Here is a 22,863-nt window from a genome sequence, read left to right on the forward strand (position 1 = left end):
CTATCCTCGCCACAGCAGGGCCCGAACATGAGGAATTACGTGACGGCAGCCCCTGGGGAATTACGTGACCGTCGGCAGCTACACCGCCTCGGAATCCGTCAAATCAACTCCACCCCCAACCACCCCACCACCTGCGGGAAGGTCGAACGCTTCCAACAAACACTCAAAAAGTGGCTCACCCACCAACCCAAAGCCAGCACCATCGACGAACTCCAAACCCAGCTCGACGCATTCACCGACGAATACAACCACCGCCGACCCCACCGCTCACTACCTCACAAAGCCACCCCAGCAGTCATCTACACCAGCCGACCCAAAGCCACCCCAGCAACACGAATAGACACCCACAACCGGGTCCGCACCGACCGCGTCGATCAAGCCGGCGCCATCACCCTGCGCGTCAACGGCCGCCTCCACCACATCGGCATCGGACGCCACCGCTACCGAACCCGCGTCCTAGTCCTCGCCCAGGACCACCACATCACCGTCATCAACGCCGCCACCGGAGAAGTCCTGCGCGACTTCATCCTCGACCCCACCAGGGACTACCAGCCCACCGGCGCCCCCAAAGGCCCCAAACGGAAAAAACCGCGGACCTAAAGTAGGTCCGCGGCTATTCCGATGTCTTGCGACATCACATGGTAGCGGGGACAGGATTCGAACCTGCGACCTCTGGGTTATGAGCCCAGCGAGCTACCGAGCTGCTCCACCCCGCGTCGGGTGAACGCTAGGTTACCGGGGCCGCGGCCAGCCCTCCAAATCGCCTGCTCAGCGACCCGTTGGGGGCTAAAACCTGTCTAGGACGAGTCCCCGACCGCGCGTGTCAGCCGCTCTGCCAGGAGCCCTGCGAACCGCGCCGGATCCTCCAGCACGCCTCCCTCGGCAAGAAGAGCGGTGCCGTAGAGCAACTCGGCGGTACCGGTCAGCTCGTCGTCGGCGCCCCGGCTCAGGTGCGCCTGCCGGAGTCCCACGACGAGCGGGTGGTTGGGATTGAGCTCCAGAATCCGCTTCTCGACCGGGACCGGTTGACCGGACGCGCGGTACATACGGGCCAACGCCGGTGTGATGCCGAAGGTGTCGGTGATCAGGCACGCCGGCGAATCGGTCAGGCGGGTGGACAGCCGCACTTCCTTGACGTGATCGCTGAGGGTCTCCTTCAGCCAGGCGGTCAGGTCGGCGAACTCCTTCTCACGCTCCTGGCGTTCGGCTTCCTGGGCGTCTTTGTCGGCCTCGGAGTCGAGGTCCACCTCGCCCTTGGCGACCGACTGCAGCGGCTTGCCGTCGAACTCGTGAACCGACTCCACCCACACTTCGTCGACCGGGTCGGTGAGCAACAGCACCTCGTAGCCCTTGGCCTTGAACGCCTCCAGATGCGGCGAGTTCAGCAGCTGCTGCCGCGATTCGCCTGCGGCGTAGAAGATTTGGCTCTGCTCCTGCGGCATGCGGGCGACATATTCGGCCAGCGTGGTCGGTTCGTCCTCACTGCGGGTCGAGGCGAACGAACACAGGCGCAGCAGTGTCTCCTGGTTGTCGGTGTCGCTCAACAATCCTTCCTTGAGGACTCGGCCGAACTGGGTCCAGAAGGTGCGGTACTTCTCGGGCTGCTCGTTCTGCATCTCGGCGATCGTGGAGAGCACCTTCTTGGTGAGCCTGCGCCGGATCGCCCGGATCTGCCGATCCTGCTGCAGGATTTCGCGAGATACGTTGAGCGACATGTCTTGTGCGTCGACGACGCCCTTGACGAATCGCAGATACGGTGGCATCAGCTGGTCGCAGTCGGCCATGATGAAGACACGTTTGACGTAGAGCTGAACCCCGACAGCAGCGTTCTGGTTGAACATGTCGAACGGCGCATGCGATGGGATGAACAGCAACGCCTGATATTCGAACGTGCCCTCCGCCCTCATCGCGATAATTTCCAGCGGCTGGTCCCACGCATGGGCGATGTGCTTGTAGAACTCCGTGTACTCCTCGTCGGAAACCTCGTCGCGGGGCCTGGCCCACAACGCCTTCATCGAGTTCAAGGTCTGTGTCTCCACGGTGACCGACTCCTCGCCACCGTCCTCGGTCGCCGGCGTCCGGCGCTCGACGTCCATACGGACGGGCCATGCGATGAAGTCCGAGTACTGCTTGACGAGCTCCCGGATCTTCCACTCCGAGGTGTAGTCGTGCAGCTCGTTCTCTCGGTCTTCGGGCTTGAGGTGAAGCGTGACCGAAGTGCCCTGCGGCACTGCGTCTCCGGTCGCCTCGACCGTCTCGATGGTGTAGCTGCCCTCGCCGGTGGACTCCCATCGGGTCGCCTCACTCTCCCCGGCCTTGCGGGTGAGCAGCTCCACGCGGTCGGCCACCATGAAGCTTGCATAGAAGCCGATCCCGAACTGGCCGATGAGTGCCTCGGAGGCATCTTCCTTGGCATCGCGCAGTTGTTGCCGCAGCTCGGCCGTTCCCGACTTCGCCAGCGTCCCGATCAGCCCCACCACCTCGTCACGCGACATGCCGATGCCGTTGTCACGCACGGTCAGAGTGCGCGCCTGCTTGTCGACATCGATCTCGATATGCAGATCGGAAGTGTCGACGTCCAGCTCCTTGTTCCGGAACGCTTCCAGTCGAAGCTTGTCCAGCGCATCGGAAGCGTTCGAGATGAGCTCCCGCAGGAACGAGTCCTTGTTGCTGTAGACGGAGTGGATCATCAGATCCAGCAGTTGGCGTGCCTCCGCCTGGAATTCGAGCTGCTCGACGTGTGCGGCCATGCGCGTTTCCCCTTCGACAAAACGACCTCGGATGCCGGGAGGAAAATAGTAACCAGTGTCACCGGAGATCTGTACCGGCGGCTACGCAGGCGTCCGGATGACCTGACCCGTCGCCAGCACCCGCGCGGGGTCGTAACGATCGGCGAGTGCGGCGAGCCAATGCAGCGTGTCCGGGGTGTAGACCCGTGACGGGCGTGCCGGGTCATAGGAGGGTGCGAAGTTCGGCATCTGACCGCCCGTCGACCACTGCGCCACGGCCTGCGTCACCGCCCTCGCGTGCTCGACCACCATCGCCGCGATCTCGGGAGCCGACACCCCGATGACCGTGAGCGCGAACGCCGCATTCCGGTGGCAGAACGCGCTGCGGTGCTGCGGTTCGCGTGCCATCGCTCCCCCGAGCATCCGAAGTTCGACGATCACCTGCGGCGACTGCGATCCGGGCCCCGCGACCGCGAGGATCGCGTCAACGGCCTCGGCGGGCAGGCCGGACAGCAGCGCCTGGTCTTCGTTGACCGGCATCGGGTCCAGCGGATCGGCATGCACCGCGCCGATGGCCGCGTATGGCAGCACTCCGGCCGTATCCATCAGCGGAGCGGCCGCATTTCGGATCGGGGCGAGCAACCGCTCTGCTTCGGCGAAATCGCCGACAGCGGTGTAGCGCACCGAGATTGTCATCCGGCCCGCCAGCGGCTCGGGCACGCCCGGCAGCGGTGGCAACTGCTGGATCGCGATCGACGTGTTCACCATCTCGGGCAGATCCGCACACCATTCGCGCCAGGCGTGCAGCACCGCCGCCGCGTCGGGGCCGTCGAAAAACACAGCACCCCCGTAGAATTCGGAGACCGACGGCAGGTCGATCTCGACTGACGTCACGATGCCGAGCGTCGCCTTGCCCCCGCGCAGACCCCAGAACAGGTCGGCGTTCTCGTCGGGTGCCGCCCGCAGCAGGCGACCCTCTCCGGTCACCACATCGAACGAGCGCACGTGGTCCGACGAGACCCCGAACGTCCGCACCAGGGGACCGATCCCACCGCCGGTCAGGAATCCCACCACGCCGACGTTGGGCGCCGACCCGCACAGCGGAGCCAAGCCGTGCGGCGCCGCGGCGTCGATGACGTCTTGCCAGCGGGCACCCGCACCCACCCGCGCGGTGCGATTCAGCGGGTCCACATCGACGTGCTTCATCGCCGAGGTCTGCACCAGGATGGTGTCCGGGCCGACACCGACGGCTCCGTGCCCGGTCGCCTGCACCGTGACGGTGAAGCCGTGCGCGGCGGCGAACCTGACCGCGCCGGCCACGTCCTCGGGGGAAGTCGCCAGCACCACCGCCGCGGGGTTCACGGGTGCCGCCACGTTCCACGGCATGCAGCGCTCATAGCCGGGTTCACCGGGCAGCGCCACATGCGTCGCAACCTGGTCGCGCAGCGTGCGCAGCGCCTCGTCGCGCCTCAGGTCGGCCGTCATCGTCATGGGAGTCCTTTCTCGGATGCCTTGTGTCGGCGTGCAGCATCGCCGACCAGGCTTGGCAGCGCCTTAAGCAGGCGAACCAAGAAAAATCCAAGCGGACGCTACCGCGCGCTCACGAATGACGCGCGGCAGACCACGACGCGTCTACACCAGTTCGGGCACCCGCAAATGGGCCAACACCAGGTCGAAGTCGCACTTGTCGAGCACCTGCACGCCATCGCGTATCGAGGCGGTCTCCAGCTCGTCGAGGGCGTGGCGACTTCTCCTCATAGCCTCGGCGCTGTCGAAGGTCACCGACACCACGCCGAAGCCCGAATCGCGATCAGCCATAAGGCTGGCACTGCAGAACCCGTCCGACTCCTCCAGCGCCGGCATGGTGGCCAGCCGGAAGCCGTCGATCGCGCGATCGGCTTCGTTGGCGTCGACCCGGGCCCACGTGACCCGCACGCACGCGCCGGGCAACGAGCGATGGTCGCGGTGCAGCGCCGCGATCTCCCACTCGTCGACTGTGGGGCGCCCACCGAGGATCTCTGCCGCCCGGTCGCGGTAGTCCTTGGTGGCGGGCCCACTGGCCTTCATCGCCTCCTCGGACTCCCAAGCCGTGGTCGCGATGCACCGGCCGCTGAGCCGGTCGACCAGTAGCGACAGGCCGATGTAGCCGTCCAGACCCGTCAGCGCGGGCCAGACCGTGTCGTGGATGTAGGCGATCCCCGCGTCTATCGCCGAGGACCGTGCATGGATGGTGGAGCTGCGCGCATACATATCTGCCTCCGTCGAACGCGGCAGCGTCCCAGCGGCGCCGCCGGACCTTTCGATCGTCCTCCTGCCAAGGATTCGGGGCAATGGGCGATGCGGGCGCTCGATCGCGGCGAGCGTGCGCGAAATGCCGGCGATAGCGGCGCGTCGGCGTGCAAACACGCGCGCTCGCGGTGCAACCGAACGACCGGTCATATAAGGGCGCGGGCGGCGGCAGCGACCGCAGCCATGCCCACCCCGGCCGCTTCCGATGCCAATGCCGATGCCGCCGCAGCGCGCTCGGCTGTCGGTTCGGCCATTTGCAGCTCCAGTAGCCGGCACCGCAGAAGCGCCGGGACCCCTGCAGTGCGCTCGGCGATACCGCGCGCCACAGCGATGTCCGCGAGTGCACGCGGAGTTTCCCCCCGCAACGCGTGGAGCCGCGCCGTCGCCAACGCGACGGGCCCTGCCAACCCGACCTGGCCGATGACCGCGATCCGATCGCGGAACGGGTTCAGCGCGTTCAGCAGCGGATCGATGAACTCGGGCAGGTCATGGTCGGCGGCGAGATGGGCCAGCAGCGTGTGATGGCCCAGCGTCGTCCAGATGTGAGCCCGGTCCGGGTTGCCCGCCCACTGGCGCAAGGTGGCAAGCCCTTCGGCCCGAGCCTCGGGCCCGTCCAGCAAGGTCAGCACCGCGGTGCGCACCACGCCGACCATGCCCATGCCACCGGTCTCTTCGTTGGCGCGCAGGCTGTTCCAGCTCGGATCGACCGGGCCACCTCTCTCACGCAACAGCGTCGCGGTGGCCAGCAGCCCGCTGCCGGCCTCGTACAGTTCGGTCTGCTCGTGGACGTGGGCGGCGATGGCGTGGTGGCGTTCCGCCTCGGCGAAGTCACCGATCCAAACCGCGAGCACCGCCTCCATCCACCGCAGTTGCGCGCGCAAGACCGGTAACTGCAGCTCTTCGCTACCCGCGATCCCGGCTTGCACGTATCGGCGTGCCCCGTCGACGTCACCGAGGTTCATCGCCGCCATCGTCGCGACGGAATGCGCGATCACCGCGTCCTCACGAGACCTGCTGTGGTGCAGTGATTTCAGACGCTGCACCCAGGACAGAGTTTCTGCGCTCAGCGTCGACACGCCGGAAAACGTGATCAGCCGGCCGATCAAGACGTCGGCGATGACGTCCGGATCACCCGTCCCGGTAGCGAGAATCTCGGCTCGATCCAGCAGACCGGGCGCTATGGTCGCATCGGGGTGATAGCAGTGTCCTACGGCGAGCGCGGGCAGCACCCGCGCCGCCGACGCCGGCTCTGCTTCCGATAGCGCTGCGGCGCGTTCGAGCAGCCCCAGCAGCTCACCGGGATCGTGACCCGGCGCCAGCCACGGCCATCCGCCGCTGGCCCGCAGCAGTGCACTGGCCACCCGTCCGGCAGATGCGACCTGCCTGCTGCGCAACGCCTCACCGAGGTAGCGCTGCACGCTGTCGAGCACCAATTGCCCACGGCCCGCGCGGGAGTGGGCTTCCAGAAGTTCCACCGTCAGCGCATCGCGCTCCCCGTCATCACGTACCGATACGGGCTGGCTGTCATAGGCGTCCAGCGCGGCCTGCCACCATCGCGCGGCGATGTCCGAACTCCACTGCGCCGTCGCGTGTTCGGCCGCAAGACGGCAGGCCTGCACGATCAGCGCCGGTTCGACGAGCGGCTGAGCGGCGACGAGATGTTGCGCCCGGCGCGTCGGCGCATCCTGGGCCGTGCTGTCGGCCAGAACCTCGGCAACCTTGGCGTGAATCCGCTGACGCCGCAACGCAGGCATGCTTGCCAGCAGTTGCTCTCGGAGCAGACCATGGGCGAACTCGTAGCCGCCGCCCGCATGCGCCGCGACGATGATGCGCTCATCGGCCGCTTCGTCGAGGTAGTCGGCAAGAGTGTCCAGGTCCAGCCTGGTGGCAGCGGCCAGCACCGGGACGGCACCAGCATCGATCTCGTCGCCGATCACCGCAGCGACCCGCAGCACCTGCACCACGGCCGGGTCGAGCGCGGCGAGCCGGCGGTCGAGGACCGAACGCACGGCATGCGGAATGTCATTGCCCACCCGCTCTTCTCGCGGCAGTCGCGCATACTCGGAGACGAAGAACGGGTTCCCGCCGGTGCGCGCGGCGAGCTCCGCGGCCTCGGCTGCGGTGACGGTGTCCTCGGCGACCTCGTTCGCCAGGACGGCGACATCGGCCGACGACAGTGCGGGCACCTCGATGTGACGGTTGTGTTCACCGCGGGCAACCGTGCTGAGCAGCCGCGCGACTTCCGGCGAGTGCTCACCGTCGCGGACGGTGACGACCACCAGGACGGGATGGTCGCGAAGCGAGCCGCTGATGTAGGACAGACAACTCGCGGAGGCGGTGTCAGACCACTGGACGTCGTCCACGACGACGGCCAGCAACCGTGGCGCCGATTCGAGGAGTGTCTGAATACGTTCGTAAACAAGAAATCTGGCCGTGTCGGGATCCGCGTGCGGCGGCACCTCAAGTACCTCGTCGGCGTCGGCACCGAGCGCCCTGACGAGGTGCCGCATCGGCCACCACGGTGGCGTACCACGTTCATCGGGGCAGTTGACCCACACCACGTCACCGCCACCCTCAGCAACGAGGCCGGTGATTTCCTCGGCCAGCCGGGTCTTGCCGATCCCCGGCGGTCCCGACAGGACCAGCCAGCGCGCTGCGCCGGCCGCTACGCGGGCCAGAACCTCTGCAGCCCTTGCGAGTTCGCGGTCACGTCCCACCAGCGGGGCACGATGCGCAGTGGCTTCCACGGCCATCGCCGGTGGCGGCACCGGGTCAGGCTCCGGGAGGGCACCCGCGCCCGTCCACTCCGGAGTACGCGGCCACCCGGCGAGCTCGGGGGCCTGCCGAAGCACAGCGGTCTGCAGACCACGCAGCTCCGCCCCCGGCTCGAGCCCGAGCTCGTCGTCCAGCATCCGCGCATGACGCGTATAGGCGTCCAACGCGTTAGCGGCCCGCCCCGCCTGATAGAGCGCCAGCATGTGCAGCCGACAGCCCCTGTCAGCCAGTGGCTCCAGTTCACGCAACCGGGACGCCTCGGTCACCGCCTGCGCCGACTTTCCCAAGGCCAGAAGCGAGATCACCTTATTGGCAAGGCATTCCGTGCGCATCTCGGTCAGCCGCGCCGCGTCCTCGCGCAGCCAGTCGACGTCTCCCATGTCCTCGAGCAGGTCACCCCGCACCACGCCCAGCGCTGCGTCGGCCTCGCGGAGCGCCTCATCCCACCGCTCGCCGTCGATGGCCGCGGCCGCACGGGCGCAGCTCGCCGCGAACACCGAGACATCCACATCGTCGGTCGCGACGTCGAGGTAGTAGCCGGGTGACCGACGCACGATCGGCGACGCCATCTGCGACTCGCCGCGCAGTGCGCGCCTCAGGTTCGAGATGTACACCTGCAGGCTCGCAGTCGCACTGGCCGGGACGTCATCACCCCACACGGCATCGATCAGCCGGTCCGTCGACACCACCCGGCCCTGCGCCAGCAGCAGAGCGGCCAGTACTGCCCGCTGCTTGCGCGGCCCGACGTCGACCGGCACTTCCCCGTCGACCACCTGCAGCGGCCCGAGCAACCGATAGCGCACCGGCGTCGGTGGCTTAGTTGGTGGACTGGTACTTGGTCACAGCGTCGTCGAGGCGTTGCAGCGCTTCGCCGTACTGCGCGAAGTCACCACTTTCCTGGGCGCCCTTCAGGGCATCCAGTGCCGCGTTGACATCTTGCAGCGCAGCGGCTTTGGCTGCCGACAGCTGAGTCGGGCCCGCCCCAGGAACCGCCACCGGAACCTCCGGTTGTGCAGCGGGCGGCGCCTGTCCCTGGCGGGTCGGCGGCTGTGCCGCCGGCGGCTGGTTGTTGGCCGGCGGACGCTGCTGCGACTGCTGGCCGGCCGGCGGCTCGGTGGCCGCAGGCCCCGTGGCGGTGGCGTCCGCACCCGGACCGAACAAATCGGTCAGCGCGTCGCGCACCGTCGGACCGTAACCGATCTGGTCGTTGTACATCATCGCCACGCGGATAAGTCGGGGATAGGTGGATGCCGCGTCGGTGTTGCCCGGCGACGCATAGATCGGTGCGACGTACAGCAATCCGCCGTCGCCCATCGGCAGCGTCAGCAGGTTGCCCCACCGGATCCGGTTCTGGCCGTCGCGACCGATCTGACCCAGCTCAGTCGAGATCGCAGTGTCGGTGCTGATCGCGTTGAACGCCAGCTTCGGACCGTTGACCTGTCCCGGAACGGTCAAAACGGTGATTCGACCGTACGTTTCGGGATCCGAGCTGGCGCTGATGTAAGCCGCCAGGAAGTCACGTCGGAACCTGTTCATCGCACTCGTCAGCTGGAACGAGGTCGAGTCGTTGTTCTCCGCCAGGTCCTTGGCGACGATGTAGTAGGGCGGCTGAAAGCTGCTGGCCGTCGGGTTCGGATCCAGCGGCACATCCCAGAAGTCCGACGTCGAGAAGAAGGTCACCGGGTCGTCGACGTGGTACTTGGCCAGCAGAGCTCGCTGCACCTTGAACAAGTCCTCGGGGTAGCGCAGATGGTCCTGCAACTCCGGGCTGATGTCGCTCTTGGGCTTGACGGTGTCCGGGAAGACCTTCATCCACGCCTGAAGCACCGGGTCCTGCTCGTCCTGGGCGTACAGCGTCACGGTGCCGTCGTACGCGTCGACCGTGGCCTTGACCGAGTTGCGGATGTAGGAGACCTGTTTGTCGAGTTGGAGCCGGTTCTGCGCGACCTCATTGGAGTCGGTGGTGACCGAGGACAACACCGACAACTCCGAATACGGATAGTTGTCCAGCGTCGTGTAACCGTCGACGATCCAGACGATGCGCTCGTTGACGATCGCCGGATACACCGTGGTATCAGTGGTCAGCCACGGCGCGACTGCCTCGACACGTTCCGCCGGGTCGCGATTGAACAGGATCTTGCTGTTCTCGTTGATGACGTTGGAGAACAGGAAGTTCCGCTCGGCGTACTTGGCGGCGAACACGCTGCGCGTCAGCCAGTTGCCGATCGGGACGCCACCGCTGCCCGTGTACGTGTAGTTCCTGGTGTCGGTGTTGGTTTCGTAGTCGTACTCACGAGGGGTGCCGCTCCCACCGACGATCGCGTAATCGTCGGCGGCGCCGGCGATCACCGGGCCGAAGTAGATGCGCGGCTGCGCCAGCGGTGCGGGCCCGGGTGAGACGACCTCACCATTGGCGCCGACGACGCTGGCCAGGAACTCGGGGTAGCCACCGTTCTGGTTGGGGTCGTTGGCAATCCCGCGCACCGTGTTGGCCGGCGAGGCGATGAACCCGTTGCCGTGAGTGAACACGGTGTGCCGGTTGATCCAGTCGCGCTGGTTGTCGATCAGGCGGTCGGGGTTGAGCTCACGGGCGGCGACCACGTAGTCGCGCAGGTTCCCCTGCGCGTCGCGGTAGCGGTCCATGTTGAGCCGCTCGGGGAAGAAGTAGAAGTTCTTGCCCTGCTGGAACTGCGTGAACGCCGGGCTGACGATGTTGGGATCCAGCACGCGAATGTTCGACGTCGTCGCACGATCTGCGGCAACCTGCTGTGCGGTAGCCGTGGCATTGCCCGCATAGTCGCGGTAGGTCACCGCCTCCTCGGTGAGGCCGTAAGCCTGTCTGGTGGCGGTGATGCTGCGGCTGATGTATTCGCTCTCCTTCTGTGCCGCGTTGGGACGCACGCTGATCTGCTCGACCACCAGCGGCCAGCCCGCACCGATCACCAGCGACGACAACAGCAGCAGCACGACACCGATCGCCGGGATCCGCAAGTCGCGCAGGACGATCGCGGAGAACACGGCAACAGCGCAGATCACCGCGATCGCCATCAGGATCAGTTTGGCCGGCAGCACCGCGTTGATGTCGGTGTAGCCCGCGCCCGTGAACGGCTTCCCGCCGCGGGTGTGGCTGAGCAGCTCGTAGCGATCCAGCCAATACGCAACGGCCTTGAGCAGCATGAGGATTCCGACCAGCGTGATCAGCTGGATCCGGGCCGCGCGGCTCAGGGCCCCGCTGCGACCGGCCAGCCTGATGCCACCGAACAGGTAGTGCCCCAGCAGGTTCGCGATGAACGCCAGGAACGTGGCGACGAACAGATACGACAGGATCAGTCGGTAGAACGGCAGGTCGAATGCATAGAAACCGAGGTCGATACCGAACTGGGGATCGGTCACCCCGAAACTGCCGCCGTTGAGGAACAGCTGCACCTGCTGCCAGTAGCTCTGCGCCACGAAACCGGCGAGCACGCCGATGAAAGCGGGCACGCCGATGCCCACCAGACGGAGCCGCGCCATCACCGCGGTGCGGTAGCGCGCGATCGGATCGTTGGGTCCCGCCGTCGGCACGAACACCGGCCGGGTGCGGTAGGCCAGCGTCAGCGCGGCGAAGACGACCGCGCCGAGCAGGATCGCGACGACGAAGAAGATCACCAGGCGGGTGACGATCTGCGTCGTGAACACCGACCGGTAGCCGAGCTCGCCGAACCACAGCCAGTCGACGTAGGTGTCGACGAACCGTGGTCCCAACAGCAGCAGCACCACGACGGCCAGGGCGACCGCGATCAGAACCCGGCTTCGTTGCGTCAGCTTCGGCATTCTCGCCGCGGGCCGCATACCCACTCGATTACTCCACTCTCAGAAATTCCCAGCAGATTTACAGGTGCGCTATCTCAGCCATAACTTTACGCATCCGACCAGTGCCGCCGACTCAGCAGCGGGGAGGTTCGCCACCAGCCGAAAGCGTCCTCAGCCCGTCGATCGCGTGTTCCAGCGTGTCGACCTTGAGGAGCTCGATCCCGGAGACCTCCGCGGTCTTGGCTTCTGCGCAGTTGTCCGCAGGCACCAGGAACGCCGTTGCGCCCGCCTCCTGAGCCGCCACGATCTTGTGGGTGATGCCGCCGATCGAGCCGACGACACCGTCGCCGGTGATCGTGCCGGTACCCGCCACGAACTTGCCTCCGTTGATGTCGCCTGTGGTCAGCTTGTCCACGACGGCCAGGCTGAACATCAGGCCCGCGGACGGGCCGCCGATGTTGGCGAGGTTGAAGTCGATGGTGAACGGGGCCCACGGGGCGTCGAGGACGTTGACCCCGAGCAGGCCTTGATCCTTGTCGGGATGCTTGCCGAGCGTGATCTCGATGGTGCCCGCCGGCTCGTTCTTGCGGCGGTAGTCGACGATGATCTTCTCGCCGGGCTTGGTGGACTTCAGCAGTTCCTGGAACTCCTCCAGCGTCGCGATCGGCTTGTTGTTGACCGCGTCGATCGCATCGCCGGCCTGCAGCTTGCCCTTGGAGGCGCCGTCGGAGTCGATGCTCTCCACGGTCACCGCCATCGGATACTTCAGGTAATGAAGTGCGGCGTACTCGGCGCTGTCCTCGGACTGCCGGAAGTCGGCGCTGTTGGCCTCGTCGATCTCTTCTCGCGTCTTGTCCGGCGGATACACCAGGTCCCGCGGCAGCAGCTGGTCACGGCCCGAGGCCCAGAAGATGAGTGCCTGGCCCAGCGTGAGCCCGTCGCGCTGGGACACCGTCGTCATGTTCAGGTGTCCGGACGTCTTGTGCAGGTCGGCACCCTCGATGTCGACGACTTCCTTTCCATCGACCTCACCCAGGGTGTCGAACGTCGGCCCCGGCCCCAGAGCCACGTACGGCACGGTCACCGCGGACAGCAGCAGCCCGAAGATCAGGATCGGCGCCATCGCGACGATCAGGGTCGACATCCGCCTGTTCACGCCGCCCACAGTAAAGGGCAATGGCTGAGTCGGGCCGCGAAGACCACCCCGGTTCACTCTCAGCGTGACCCGCGCAGGCGCATGACGAGCCCACCATGAGTACCGTTGGGGGCATGGCTGACCTGCCCTTCGGCTTCTCCGCCGGGGACGACCCCGACCGCGACAAGCCCAAGAAAGACCAGGATCCGTTCGGTATGGGGATGCCGGGCGGTGAATTCGACATGTCTCAGCTCGGTCAGATCTTCTCCAAGCTCGGTGAGATGTTCAGCGGGGCAGGCACGTCGATGACCGGCGGCTCGTCCGGCGGTCCGGTGAACTACGACCTGGCGCGCCAGCTCGCGGCCAGCTCGATTGGCTTCGTCGCCCCGGTCCCCCAGCAGACCGCGACGGCGATCTCAGACGCGGTGCGTCTCGCCGAGACGTGGCTCGACGGCGTGACCCCACTGCCTGCGGGCACCACCCGGACGGCGGCGTGGACGCCGACCGACTGGATCGACAACACCATGGACACATGGAAGCGGCTGTGCGATCCGGTCGCCGAGCAGATCTCGACGGTGTGGGCGCAAGCGCTGCCCGAGGAGGCCAAGGCCATGGCCGGCCCGCTGCTCGCGATGATGTCGCAGATGGGCGGCATGGCGTTCGGATCTCAGCTGGGTCAGGCTCTCGGCACGCTGTCCAAGGAAGTGCTCACGTCCACCGACATCGGACTTCCGCTGGGCCCCAAGGGTGTCGCGGCACTCATGCCTGAAGCGGTCGAGTCGCTGTCGGAAGGCCTCGAGCAACCTCGCAGCGAGATCGTCACGTTCCTGGCGGCGCGCGAAGCCGCCCACCACCGCCTGTTCAGCCACGTGCCCTGGCTGTCGAGCCAACTGCTCAGCGCCGTCGAGGCGTTCGCCAAGGGAACCAAGATCGACATGTCGGGCATCGAGGAGTTCGCCCGCGGTTTCAATCCCGCGTCGCTGACCGATCCGTCCGAAATGGAGCAGCTGCTCAATCAGGGCATCTTCGAGCCCAAGGCCACCCCGGAGCAGACTGCTGCGCTGGAACGGCTGGAGACGATGCTGGCGCTGATCGAAGGCTGGGTGCACACCGTCGTATCCGACGCGTTAGGCGAGCGCATTCCGGGCACGGCAGCTTTGAGCGAGATGCTGCGCAGGCGGCGTGCCACCGGCGGCCCCGCTGAGCAAACATTCGCGACGCTGGTGGGACTGGAACTGCGTCCTCGCAAGATGCGCGAGGCCGCCGATCTGTGGGCGAAGCTCACCGAGGCAGTCGGCGCCGACGCCCGCGACGGCGTCTGGCAGCACCCCGACCTGCTCCCGAGCGCGGCGGATCTCGACGAGCCCGCAGGCTTCATCGACCGGATGATCGGCGGCGACACCAGCGGTATCGAGGAAGCTCTCGCCGATTTGGAACGCGACATCCAGCGCGGAGACGACGGCGACGACCAGCCCAAGGCGTAGTTCGTCTGCCTGTGGATAACTCGCTGCGGCGTCGGTGCAGCGTGACAGGGTCGACGCATGACGCGATACGCGCTCAGCCCCAGCACCCCCGTGCTCTCACGGCCCGACGGCACCGTCCAGGTCGGGTGGGATCCGCGGCGCGCGGTCGTCGTCCGCCCGCCTGACGGGCTGTCGCGCACCGTCCTCGTCGAACTGCTCCGCATACTTCAGAACGCCGCGACGACAACCGAACTCCAGACGATCGCGGCGGGCCACGGCGTGGATGCCGCCGTCGTCGACGGTCTCGTCGCCCACCTGGTGAGCAACGGCGTCCTCACGTCCGCCCCGCGCACTCACGTCCCGGCGATCTCAGTGCGCGTTCACGGTGACGGTCCACTGACCGACCTGCTGATCGCGTCGTTGCGTTGCTCCAACATGCGTATCAGCCACAGCACGCGGACGAACGCGTCCACCGGGCGGTCCGATCTAGTGGTCCTGACCGACTACCTGGTGGCCGATCCTCGGCTCGTCCGTGATTTACACGAGGCCGGCGTGCCGCACCTCCCCGTCCGAGTCCGGGACGGCACCGGACTCGTCGGTCCTCTGGTAATCCCGGGAGTGACCAGCTGCCTGCGGTGCGGCGATCTGCATCGCAGCGATCGGGATGCGGCCTGGCCCGCGGTCGCCGCACAGCTGTGCCGCACCATCGGCAGCGCGGACCGGGCCACCCTGCTGGCCACTGCGGCGCTCGCGTTGCACGAGATCGAATCGATTGCTCGCGGAATCCGCGCCGACGGCGCCGGATCTGCGGCACGCTCGCCGTCGACGTTGGACACCACACTCGAATTCGACGTCGCGAGCGGTTCGATCGAGGCTCGCCGATGGTCGCGCCACCGCGAGTGCACATGTTGAGAGCACGGGTTCCCAACTGGTTGGTGGAAGTTCGTCGGAGTCGTGGATGATGGACTCGTGAGTGAGATCAAGCGGGGGCGCGCAGCCAGAAATGCGAAACTGGCGTCGCTGCCCGTCGGCATGGCCGGGCGTGCCGCCCTCGGCTTCGGGAAACGACTGACCGGCAAGTCGAAAGACGAGGTCAACGCGGAACTGCTCGACAAAGCTGCTCAGCAGCTGTTCACCGTCCTCGGCGAACTCAAGGGCGGCGCTATGAAGGTCGGCCAGGCACTGTCGGTGATGGAAGCCGCGATTCCAGAGCAGTACGGCAAGCCGTATCGCGAGGCGCTGACCAAGCTGCAGCGCGAGGCACCCCCGCTGCCTGCCGCCAAAGTGCACCGCGTCCTCGACCAGCAGCTCGGCACGAAGTGGCGTGACCGCTTCCGGTCGTTCGACGACAAGGCGGTGGCATCGGCGAGCATCGGCCAGGTTCACAAAGCCGTGTGGTCCGACGGCCGCGAAGTTGCCGTCAAAATCCAGTATCCCGGCGCTGATGAGGCGCTGCGGGCCGACCTCAAGACGATGCAGCGCATGGTCAGCGTGCTCAAGCAACTCTCCCCCGGCGCCGACGTCCAGGGTGTGGTCGACGAACTGATCGAGCGCACCGAGATGGAGCTCGACTACCGGCTGGAGGCCGACAACCAGCGGGCGTTCGCGAAGGCCTATGAGGGCGACCCGCACTTCGTCGTTCCGCACGTGGTGGCCAGTGCGCCCAAGGTCGTCATCCAGGAATGGATCGAAGGCATCCCGCTCTCGCAGATCATCCGCGACGGCGATCAGGCGACACGCGACCTCATGGCCACCCGGCTGTTCGAATTCTGCGACGACGCGCCGACCCGGCTCGAGATGGTGCACGGCGACGCCCATCCCGGAAACTTCATGTTGCTGCCCGGCGACAAGATGGGTGTCATCGACTTCGGCGCAGTGGCACCGATGCCCGGCGGCTGGCCGATCGAACTGGGCCAGATCTTGCGCTATGCCGTTGACAAGAATTACGACAAGCTGCTGCCCACCATGGAGAAGGTCGGTTTCATCCAGAAGGGCCAGAAGGTGTCGACGCGGGACATCGACGACATGCTCAAGCAGTATGTCGAACCACTCGAGGTTCCCGTCTTCCATTACACACGCAAGTGGCTGCAGAAGATGACGGCGCTCGACCTCGAGAAAGCCCCCGGGCAGATCAAAACCGCACGGCAGATGGACATCCCGCCGAAGTTGATCATCCCGATGCGGGTTCTCGCGTCGATCGTCGCCATCTCCTGCCAGCTCGACGCCCACGTCGATACGCGGCGCATCGCGATGGATAAGGTGCCGGGGTTCGCCAACCCCGATGAGGTCTGACGGCGGTAGACCCCGTCGCCGCGTGAAACTTACGCGGCGACAGGATCTTTCGCGTCCTTACGCGGCCGGCCGCGCGGCCGCTTGCGAGCGATGACCGTACCCCGGTCGAGGATCTCGCCACCCCACACGCCCCACGGCTCCTGACGCTCCAGCGCCGCGTTCAGGCACTCCCGCCGGATGGGGCACTGCGCGCACAGCGCCTTGGCACGTTCGAGATCACGCGGATCCTCGGCGAACCACAGATCGGGTTCCTCAACATGACACGGCACGATCACCTTCGTCTGCGTCGTCATCTCGCATGTCGGCGAAGACATGTCCGGTCCTCTGCTTCCTGGTCGTTAGTTCTCGTCGGTTGGGTTTTGCGAACTCTTTTCGGTGGATCGATGACCAGTTGCTCTGAGAAACAAGAAGGCCACGGATCCGGCGATTGCGGGTCCGTGGCCTTGGGTGGCGGTTCGGGCTGTACCTAGACGAAGCCCCTCACGGACGCGGCAACCGTGCCGGCGGCACGACGCTTACGCGGCGCGGCGACAGCAGCTGCGATGGCAGCGGGGTGCGCGGGATGCCCTGCGACATGGAGGGTGCGCACACCGGCAGCGCTTACGCCGGAGAACATTTCATTGCTCAACATGATCGGACACCCTCCTTTCGCACATGGCAGTCGTCTGTGTGTCTTCGAGGCTAGACGCTATCAGGAAAAACCCACAACCCATTTTTGACCAGCACTTTTGGCACGATCTTTGTCATTTTTGGCGGCCTTTGACCAATGCGAGGACGTCGGGGCCGTACTGTTCGAGCTTGCGCGCGCCGATTCCGGGGATCGCGACGAGCGCGGCATCGTCGGACGGCAGCGATTCAGCGATCGCGATCAACGTGTTGTCGGAGAACACCACGAAGGCGGGCACGCTCATCTCCTTGGAAATCCGCAGCCGCCACTCCTTGAGCTCGGCGAGCAGCTCCTCATCGATATCGGAGGGACAGGTCTCGCAGCGGCGCAACATGATCGCCGGCGGGGAATTCAACGCCGCGTTGCAGACGCGGCACCGCGGCTGAGGCCCGCGCTGTTTGCGTGGCTTGCTGGGGCCGTCGTCGCGCTGGGACTGCGGCGCGATGCCGTTGAGGAACCGTGACGGACGCCTACCCTGGCGACCCCCGGGGTTGCGGGCCAGTGCCCAACTGAGTGTCAGATGCACACGAGCCCGAGTGACGCCGACATACAGCAGCCGGCGCTCCTCCTCGACCGGCTCACTGTCGGGCCCATGCGAGAGCGCGTGGGAGATCGGCAGGGTGCCGTCGGCGAGCCCGACGAGATACACCGCGTCCCACTCCAGTCCTTTCGCGGCGTGCAACGAGGCCAGCGTGACGCCCTGCACCACCGGTGGATGACGCGCGTCGGCGCGCTGACGTAACTCGGTGAGCAGCGCGCGCAGATCAAGCTGCGGACGTTGCGCGACTTCGTCGTCGACAAGTTCGGCCAACGCGACGAGTGCCTCCCAGCGGTCGCGGGCGCGGGTGCCCGGCGGCGGTTCGGCGGTCAACCCGAGCGGTTCCAGGGTGGCGCGCACGATCTCCGGCAGCGATCCCGCCGCGAACCCCTCGGCGCGTTCGGCCACGCGCTGCAGCGCCAACAGTGCCTGCCGGATTTCCTGGCGACTGAAGAACCCCTCGCCGCCGCGCACCTGAAACGGGATCCCGGCCTCGGTGAGTGCCTCCTCGTACACCTCCGACTGTGCGTTGATGCGGTAGAGGACCGCGACTTCCGAAGCGGGAGTACCGGATTGGATCAGCTTTTGAATGCTCTTGGCGACGGCCGTCGCCTCGGCGACTTCGTCGGGGTACTCCTTGAAGACCGGATTGGGCCCCGGTGGGCGCTGGCCCACCAGGTGCAGCTTGCTGCCCGCCATCCGGCCTCGCGCCGCCGCGATCACACGGTTGGCCAGCGACACCACCTGGGGCGTGGAGCGATAGTCGCGCTCCAGCCGAACGACCGCCGCATCGGGGTAGCGACGCGAGAAATCCAACAGGTAGCGCGGCGAAGCGCCTGTGAACGAGTAGATGGTCTGGTTCGCGTCGCCGACGACGGTCAGGTCGTCTCGGCTGCCGAGCCAGGCATCAAGGACACGCTGCTGCAACGGGGTGACGTCCTGGTATTCGTCGACCACGAAGCAGCGGTACCGGTCGCGAAATTCCTGGGCCACCGCGGCGTCGTTTTCAATCGCAGCAGCGGTGTGTAACAGCAGGTCATCGAAATCAAGGAGCGTCATGCCTTCGCGCCGGGTCTTGAGCGCCTCGTAGTTGGCGTAGACGGTCGCGATCTTGGCGGCGTCGAACGGGATGTCGCGGCCGACGTCGGCGACGGCTGCGGCGTACTGCTCGGGGCTGATCAACGAGGCCTTCGACCATTCGATTTCGCCGGCCAGGTCGCGGACGTTGTCGGTGCCGGTGGGCAGCCCGGCGCGGTTGGCAGCTTGTGCGACGACGGCGAACTTGCTGTCCATCAGCTGCCAATCGGTGTTGCCGACGACCCTCGGCCAGAAGTAGGCCAATTGCCGCCGCGCGGCGGCGTGGAACGTCTGCGCCTGCACCGAACCCGTCCCCGCACCCTCGTCGAGCGCACGCAGCCGGCCGCGCATCTCGCCCGCGGCGCGCTGGGTGAACGTGACCGCCAGCACCTGACTCGGGGCCACGTGCCCGGCGGTCACCAGATGCGCGATGCGGCGGGTGATGGTGCGGGTCTTCCCGGTGCCGGCACCGGCGAGCACGCAGACCGGCCCCCGGGGTGCGAGCACCGCGTCGCGCTGTTCCTCGTCGAGATCACCCAGCAGCCGGTCGCGGGAGGCCGTGGGGGACATGGCGACCATCATGTCAGCGGGGCCTGACAAGCGCGGACCTCCGGCCGGGCATGTCGGCGCCGTCGACTACGTTGAGGGTCTTATGAGCACTGACGGCGCAGCCCTGACCATGTACACGACGACGTGGTGCGGCTACTGTTCGCGCCTGAAGATGGCCCTCAAGTCCGAGGGCATTGCCTGGACCGAGGTCGACATCGAGGCCGACCCTGCCGCGGCGGAGTTCGTCGGATCGGTCAACAACGGCAACCACGTGGTGCCGACGGTGAAGTTCGCCGACGGATCGACCCTGACGAATCCGAGCATCAAGCAGGTGAAGGCCAAGCTCGCCGGTTAGATCGCGACCCGCTCGTCACCGTCGCCGCGCCAGACCTCGACAGCCTGCGCAAGCGGAAGCCCCAGTGCGTCGCACAACCCGACGACCGTGCCGAAGCTTGGGCTGGGCAGCCTGCCGACCTCGATCTTGCGCAATGTCTCCGGTGAGATTCCCGCCTCGCGGGCGATCACGTCGGCGGGGCGGCCGGCACGCGCGGTTCTGATCAACGCGCCGAGGCGCTGTCCGGCACGGATCTGATCGGGACTCAGGGGCACGCGGACCATGGGGTGATCCTAACCGAGCGCGGTATTAAAGTACCGGGACTGGTACTGTCGGGCCCGGTATAAAAATACCGAGCCGACCGGACCTGATGGGGTTGCCCGACATGATCGAACTCAAGACCGCCGCCGAGATCGACAAGATGGCTGTCACAGGTGCGTTCGTGGCGCGGACGCTGGCCACCTTGGCGGGCGAGGCCGAGCCCGGCGTCGACCTGATGCAGCTCGAGCATCGCGCGAGGGCATTGATCGCCGACTCCGGCGCGGTGTCGTGCTACTGGGACTACTCGCCGTCGTTCGGCCGCGGCGCTTTTCGGAACGTCATCTGCCTGTCGGTCAACGACGGTGTGCTGCACGGACTTCCGCGCTCATACGTGTTGCGCGACGGCGACGTCCTCACCATGGACTTCGCGGTGACCATCGACGGCTGGGCAGCCGATTCCGCGGTCACGCTGGTCGTCGGCGACAGCAACGATCCCGCCGACACGGCGTTGGTCGAGTCCACCCGACGTGCGCTGGCCGCAGGCATCGCCGCTGCCGTCCCCGGTAACCACCTCGGCGACGTCTCGGCGGCGATCGGCGCCGTCGCTGCCGCCGACGGTTACGCCGTCAACACCGATTTCGGCGGGCACGGCATCGGCCGAACCATGCACGAAGACCCCCACGTCCCCAACCGCGGGAAGCCGGGACGCGGACTGCTGCTTGCGCCGGGCATGACCCTTGCGCTGGAACCGTGGTGGGGACGCGGAACGAATCAGTTGATCGTCGACGCCGACGGCTGGACGCTGCGCTCAGCAGATGGCTCCAACACCGCGCACTCCGAGCACACCATCGCGGTGACCGAAGACGGTCCGCGCGTGCTCACCGCTGTCGCGGATTAATCCAGCGCCGCCCACGACTCGATGATCTCGCGCGCAATCGAGATCGAACCAGGAAGAAGCAGCCGGGAATCGCTCGTCGAACCCCAGTCACCCAATTCGAGCGCCTCGCGGATCTCAGCGCGGGTGAACCAGTGGGCCTCCTCGATTTCGCCGTCGTTGAATGCGAACGGCTGCTCGGGATCGCCGAGCGCGTGGAAACCCACCATCAGCGACCGCGGGAACGGCCACGGCTGAGACCCGAGGTACTGCACATCGGTGACCGTCAGGCCGATCTCCTCGGCGATCTCGCGCACCACGCACGACTCGAACGACTCCCCCGCCTCGACGAACCCGGCGAGGATCGAGAACCGGCGCTGCGGCCACACTGCCTGCCGGGCCAACACCGCGCGATCGTGGCCGTCGTGCACCAGGCAGATGACTGCGGGATCGATGCGCGGAAACTCCTCGCGGCCGGTCACGGGGTCGATGCGCGACCAACCGCTCTTGATCGGTTTGGTCGGGGCACCGGTGGACGGGCTGAACTGAGCGCTGGCGTGCCAGTTCAGCAGCGCGGTCGCCGTCGCGACGAGCTGGGCACTGACGTCGTCGAAGATGTCGCCGGTGCCGCGCAGATCGAGCACCTCGGTCTTGACGGTCGGATCCTCGGGTGGCTCCAGGTCGGAACGCAGTGCCCACACGTGACGGCCGTCGTCGAGCTTGCCGAGGAACACGGCGTCCTCCGGCGGGGCGTCGCCGACCTTGCCGGCCCTGTTGAGTACGACGCTGCCCTCGGCGATCAGGACCTGATTGCGACGATCCACCCGCAGAAGCAGCGCATCGTTCCAACCGGCCACCGCGGCGTCGATGTCGGTGCGCAGCGTGTCGGCGCGGTCGGCGCCGACCCGGGACAGCAGCGGGATATTGCGCAGTCGAAACGGCGTCATCGCTGCCTTCTGCTCTTCGCGACGCAAGCGCTCATCGCTCCTCGTCCGCGCTGCGGATGTACAACAGCCGGTCTCCTAGTTCGAGCGCGTCGACCTCGGCATCGTCGACCCGGATGAGCTTGTTGTTACGCACCACGCCCAGCACGATGTCGGATTGATGCCGAGGCGAACTGCCCGCTTCTTTGGGTGTGACCTCACGTTCGGCGATCGCGAACCCGCGATCGGGGGTCAGTAGGTCTTCCATCATCTCCACCACGCTGGGTGTCTGCACGGCGATGCCGAGCAGTCGGCCTGCGGTCTCAGACGTGACCACGGTGGAGTCCGCGCCGGATTGTTCGAGCAGATGCTGGTTTTCGGCCTCGCGAACCGCGGCGATGATCTTGGCCTTCGGAGCGAGTTCTCGCGCGGTCAGCGTGACCAGCACAGCGGTGTCGTCGCGGTTGGTGGCGACGATGATTGATTTGGCGTGCTGCGCGCCCGCGAGCCGAAGCACCTCGGAGTCGGTCGCGCTGCCGCGGACGGTGACCAGCCCCGCGCTCTTGGCTCGCTCAAGTGAGGCAGCGTCTTCGTCCACCACGACGATGTCGGCGGGGGCGACCTCGTCGCCGACCATCGCCGCGGCGGCTGTCCGGCCCTTGGTGCCGTAGCCGACGATGATGATGTGGTTGCGCAATCTGCTCCTCCAGCGCTGGATTTGATAGACCTGCCGTGATTGCGTGGTGAGGGTTTCGACCGTCGTACCGATGAGCACGATCAGGAACGCCACCCGCAGCGGCGTGATCACCAGGACGTTGACCAGCCTCGCCGTGGGCGTGATCGGAGTGATATCGCCGTAACCGGTGGTCGACAGCGACACTGTCGCGTAGTACAGACAGTCGAGGAAGGACAGCTGATTTTCCTGGCTGTCGCGGTAGCCGTCCCTGTCGATGTAGACGATGAGCACCGCGGCGAACAGTGCCGCCAACGCGTAGATGACACGCACCGTGATGCGACGCGCCGGACTGACTGTCTCGGTCGGGATCTGGACGCGATCGGTGATCGCGTGAACCGGCATGTCGGTCAGGGACCGGTCGAACCGGCGCACCCGGCGGCGCAGGCGTCCCTTAGCCATGAGGCCCGGTCAGTTGGTGAGGCAGCCGCA

18 protein-coding genes and 1 tRNA gene are annotated in these 22,863 nt (G+C 66.6%); 6 read left to right on the forward strand and 13 right to left on the reverse strand.

From position 1 onward, the window contains the following. Positions 1-600, forward strand: a 600-nt coding sequence (locus tag AWC12_RS25635) for an integrase core domain-containing protein (RefSeq protein ID WP_207576482.1), incomplete at its 5' end; no start/stop codon positions are given. A gap of 39 nt (positions 601-639) precedes the next feature. Here the strand turns inward: AWC12_RS25635 and AWC12_RS25640 are convergent. The 7 genes from AWC12_RS25640 to AWC12_RS25670 all read right to left on the reverse strand — a co-directional run bounded on the left by AWC12_RS25640 (position 640) and on the right by AWC12_RS25670 (position 12,741). Next, positions 640-716: transfer RNA gene (locus AWC12_RS25640), tRNA-Met, on the reverse strand. Positions 717-797: 81 nt separating this feature from the next. Beyond that, on the reverse strand, positions 798-2,750 hold the full coding sequence (htpG, locus tag AWC12_RS25645) for a molecular chaperone HtpG (RefSeq protein WP_085177899.1): 1,953 nt from the start codon (positions 2,748-2,750) through the stop codon (positions 798-800). Between the two features lie 81 nt (positions 2,751-2,831). Continuing rightward, complete coding sequence (locus AWC12_RS25650; protein ID WP_085177900.1) at positions 2,832-4,220, reverse strand: FAD-binding oxidoreductase; 1,389 nt, start codon at positions 4,218-4,220, stop codon at positions 2,832-2,834. A gap of 141 nt (positions 4,221-4,361) precedes the next feature. Further along, positions 4,362-4,979, reverse strand: coding sequence for a hypothetical protein (locus AWC12_RS25655; RefSeq protein WP_085177901.1), 618 nt, complete (start codon positions 4,977-4,979; stop codon positions 4,362-4,364). Between the two features lie 185 nt (positions 4,980-5,164). After that, positions 5,165-8,596, reverse strand: a complete 3,432-nt coding sequence (locus tag AWC12_RS25660) for an ATP-binding protein (RefSeq protein ID WP_110808751.1) — start codon at positions 8,594-8,596, stop codon at positions 5,165-5,167. A gap of 13 nt (positions 8,597-8,609) precedes the next feature. Beyond that, complete coding sequence (locus AWC12_RS25665) at positions 8,610-11,630, reverse strand: UPF0182 family protein (protein ID WP_085177902.1); 3,021 nt, start codon at positions 11,628-11,630, stop codon at positions 8,610-8,612. Positions 11,631-11,718: 88 nt separating this feature from the next. Next, the gene (locus tag AWC12_RS25670; RefSeq protein ID WP_085177937.1) at positions 11,719-12,741 is read right to left on the reverse strand and encodes a YlbL family protein; all 1,023 of its coding nucleotides are present in this window, start codon (positions 12,739-12,741) and stop codon (positions 11,719-11,721) included. Positions 12,742-12,854: 113 nt separating this feature from the next. Here AWC12_RS25670 and AWC12_RS25675 point away from each other — a divergent pair, with 113 nt between their 5' ends. Genes AWC12_RS25675 through AWC12_RS25685 form a run of 3 tightly spaced genes read left to right on the forward strand, consistent with a single transcriptional unit; the run spans position 12,855 to position 16,475 of the window. Next, on the forward strand, positions 12,855-14,204 hold the full coding sequence (locus AWC12_RS25675) for a zinc-dependent metalloprotease (protein ID WP_085177903.1): 1,350 nt from the start codon (positions 12,855-12,857) through the stop codon (positions 14,202-14,204). A 57-nt stretch (positions 14,205-14,261) separates the two neighbouring features. Beyond that, positions 14,262-15,095, forward strand: a complete 834-nt coding sequence (locus tag AWC12_RS25680) for a cyclodehydratase (RefSeq protein WP_024448620.1) — start codon at positions 14,262-14,264, stop codon at positions 15,093-15,095. A 42-nt stretch (positions 15,096-15,137) separates the two neighbouring features. Then, complete coding sequence (locus tag AWC12_RS25685) at positions 15,138-16,475, forward strand: macrolide-binding ATPase MABP-1 (protein ID WP_024448619.1); 1,338 nt, start codon at positions 15,138-15,140, stop codon at positions 16,473-16,475. 29 nt (positions 16,476-16,504) lie between these two features. Here AWC12_RS25685 and AWC12_RS25690 read toward each other — a convergent pair whose 3' ends face one another. The 3 genes from AWC12_RS25690 to AWC12_RS25695 form a co-directional block, all read right to left on the reverse strand. Further along, positions 16,505-16,789: a WhiB family transcriptional regulator gene (locus tag AWC12_RS25690; RefSeq protein ID WP_024448618.1), complete on the reverse strand. Its 285-nt coding sequence runs from the start codon at positions 16,787-16,789 to the stop codon at positions 16,505-16,507. Between the two features lie 152 nt (positions 16,790-16,941). Further along, entirely contained in the window at positions 16,942-17,106 is a 165-nt protein-coding gene (locus tag AWC12_RS31240; protein ID WP_162562269.1) for a hypothetical protein, read from the reverse strand. Between the two features lie 112 nt (positions 17,107-17,218). Then, positions 17,219-19,339, reverse strand: coding sequence for an ATP-dependent DNA helicase UvrD2 (locus AWC12_RS25695; RefSeq protein WP_085177904.1), 2,121 nt, complete (start codon positions 19,337-19,339; stop codon positions 17,219-17,221). A gap of 70 nt (positions 19,340-19,409) precedes the next feature. On the opposite strand from AWC12_RS25695, the gene mrx1 reads away from it, so the two are divergent. After that, positions 19,410-19,661 (forward strand): mycoredoxin Mrx1, encoded by a 252-nt coding sequence (mrx1, locus tag AWC12_RS25700; protein ID WP_110808752.1) that lies wholly within the window; start codon positions 19,410-19,412, stop codon positions 19,659-19,661. On the opposite strand, the gene AWC12_RS25705 is transcribed toward mrx1, so the two are convergent. Beyond that, the gene (locus tag AWC12_RS25705; RefSeq protein ID WP_085177905.1) at positions 19,658-19,924 is read right to left on the reverse strand and encodes a helix-turn-helix domain-containing protein; all 267 of its coding nucleotides are present in this window, start codon (positions 19,922-19,924) and stop codon (positions 19,658-19,660) included. The two genes, mrx1 and AWC12_RS25705, sit on opposite strands and share 4 nt — an antisense overlap. Before the next feature lie 101 nt (positions 19,925-20,025). Here AWC12_RS25705 and map point away from each other — a divergent pair, with 101 nt between their 5' ends. Next, on the forward strand, positions 20,026-20,799 hold the full coding sequence (gene map / locus AWC12_RS25710; protein WP_085177939.1) for a type I methionyl aminopeptidase: 774 nt from the start codon (positions 20,026-20,028) through the stop codon (positions 20,797-20,799). Here map and nudC read toward each other — a convergent pair. Next, complete coding sequence (gene nudC, locus AWC12_RS25715; RefSeq protein ID WP_085177906.1) at positions 20,796-21,722, reverse strand: NAD(+) diphosphatase; 927 nt, start codon at positions 21,720-21,722, stop codon at positions 20,796-20,798. The two genes, map and nudC, sit on opposite strands and share 4 nt — an antisense overlap. Positions 21,723-21,753: 31 nt before the next feature. After that, positions 21,754-22,833 (reverse strand): potassium channel family protein, encoded by a 1,080-nt coding sequence (locus AWC12_RS25720; protein WP_024448612.1) that lies wholly within the window; start codon positions 22,831-22,833, stop codon positions 21,754-21,756. Positions 22,834-22,863 lie beyond the last annotated feature (30 nt).

This window comes from Mycolicibacterium iranicum, from assembly GCF_002101705.1.
GTDB classification, from domain to species: Bacteria; Actinomycetota; Actinomycetes; order Mycobacteriales; family Mycobacteriaceae; genus Mycobacterium; species Mycobacterium iranicum.

Excerpts from the sequence above, each read along its gene's own strand:
- AWC12_RS31240 (WP_162562269.1), bottom strand. The coding sequence starts at position 17,106 with ATGTTGAGCAATGAAATGTTCTCCGGCGTAAGCGCTGCCGGTGTGCGC.
- AWC12_RS25695 (WP_085177904.1), bottom strand. The coding sequence starts at position 19,339 with ATGATGGTCGCCATGTCCCCCACGGCCTCCCGCGACCGGCTGCTGGGT.
- map (WP_085177939.1), top strand. The coding sequence starts at position 20,026 with ATGATCGAACTCAAGACCGCCGCCGAGATCGACAAGATGGCTGTCACA.
- AWC12_RS25705 (WP_085177905.1), bottom strand. The coding sequence starts at position 19,924 with ATGGTCCGCGTGCCCCTGAGTCCCGATCAGATCCGTGCCGGACAGCGC.
- AWC12_RS25680 (WP_024448620.1), top strand. The coding sequence starts at position 14,262 with ATGACGCGATACGCGCTCAGCCCCAGCACCCCCGTGCTCTCACGGCCC.
- AWC12_RS25690 (WP_024448618.1), bottom strand. The coding sequence starts at position 16,789 with ATGTCTTCGCCGACATGCGAGATGACGACGCAGACGAAGGTGATCGTG.
- AWC12_RS25720 (WP_024448612.1), bottom strand. The coding sequence starts at position 22,833 with ATGGCTAAGGGACGCCTGCGCCGCCGGGTGCGCCGGTTCGACCGGTCC.
- nudC (WP_085177906.1), bottom strand. The coding sequence starts at position 21,722 with ATGACGCCGTTTCGACTGCGCAATATCCCGCTGCTGTCCCGGGTCGGC.
- htpG (WP_085177899.1), bottom strand. The coding sequence starts at position 2,750 with ATGGCCGCACACGTCGAGCAGCTCGAATTCCAGGCGGAGGCACGCCAA.
- AWC12_RS25675 (WP_085177903.1), top strand. The coding sequence starts at position 12,855 with ATGGCTGACCTGCCCTTCGGCTTCTCCGCCGGGGACGACCCCGACCGC.
- mrx1 (WP_110808752.1), top strand. The coding sequence starts at position 19,410 with ATGAGCACTGACGGCGCAGCCCTGACCATGTACACGACGACGTGGTGC.
- AWC12_RS25655 (WP_085177901.1), bottom strand. The coding sequence starts at position 4,979 with ATGTATGCGCGCAGCTCCACCATCCATGCACGGTCCTCGGCGATAGAC.
- AWC12_RS25650 (WP_085177900.1), bottom strand. The coding sequence starts at position 4,220 with ATGACGATGACGGCCGACCTGAGGCGCGACGAGGCGCTGCGCACGCTG.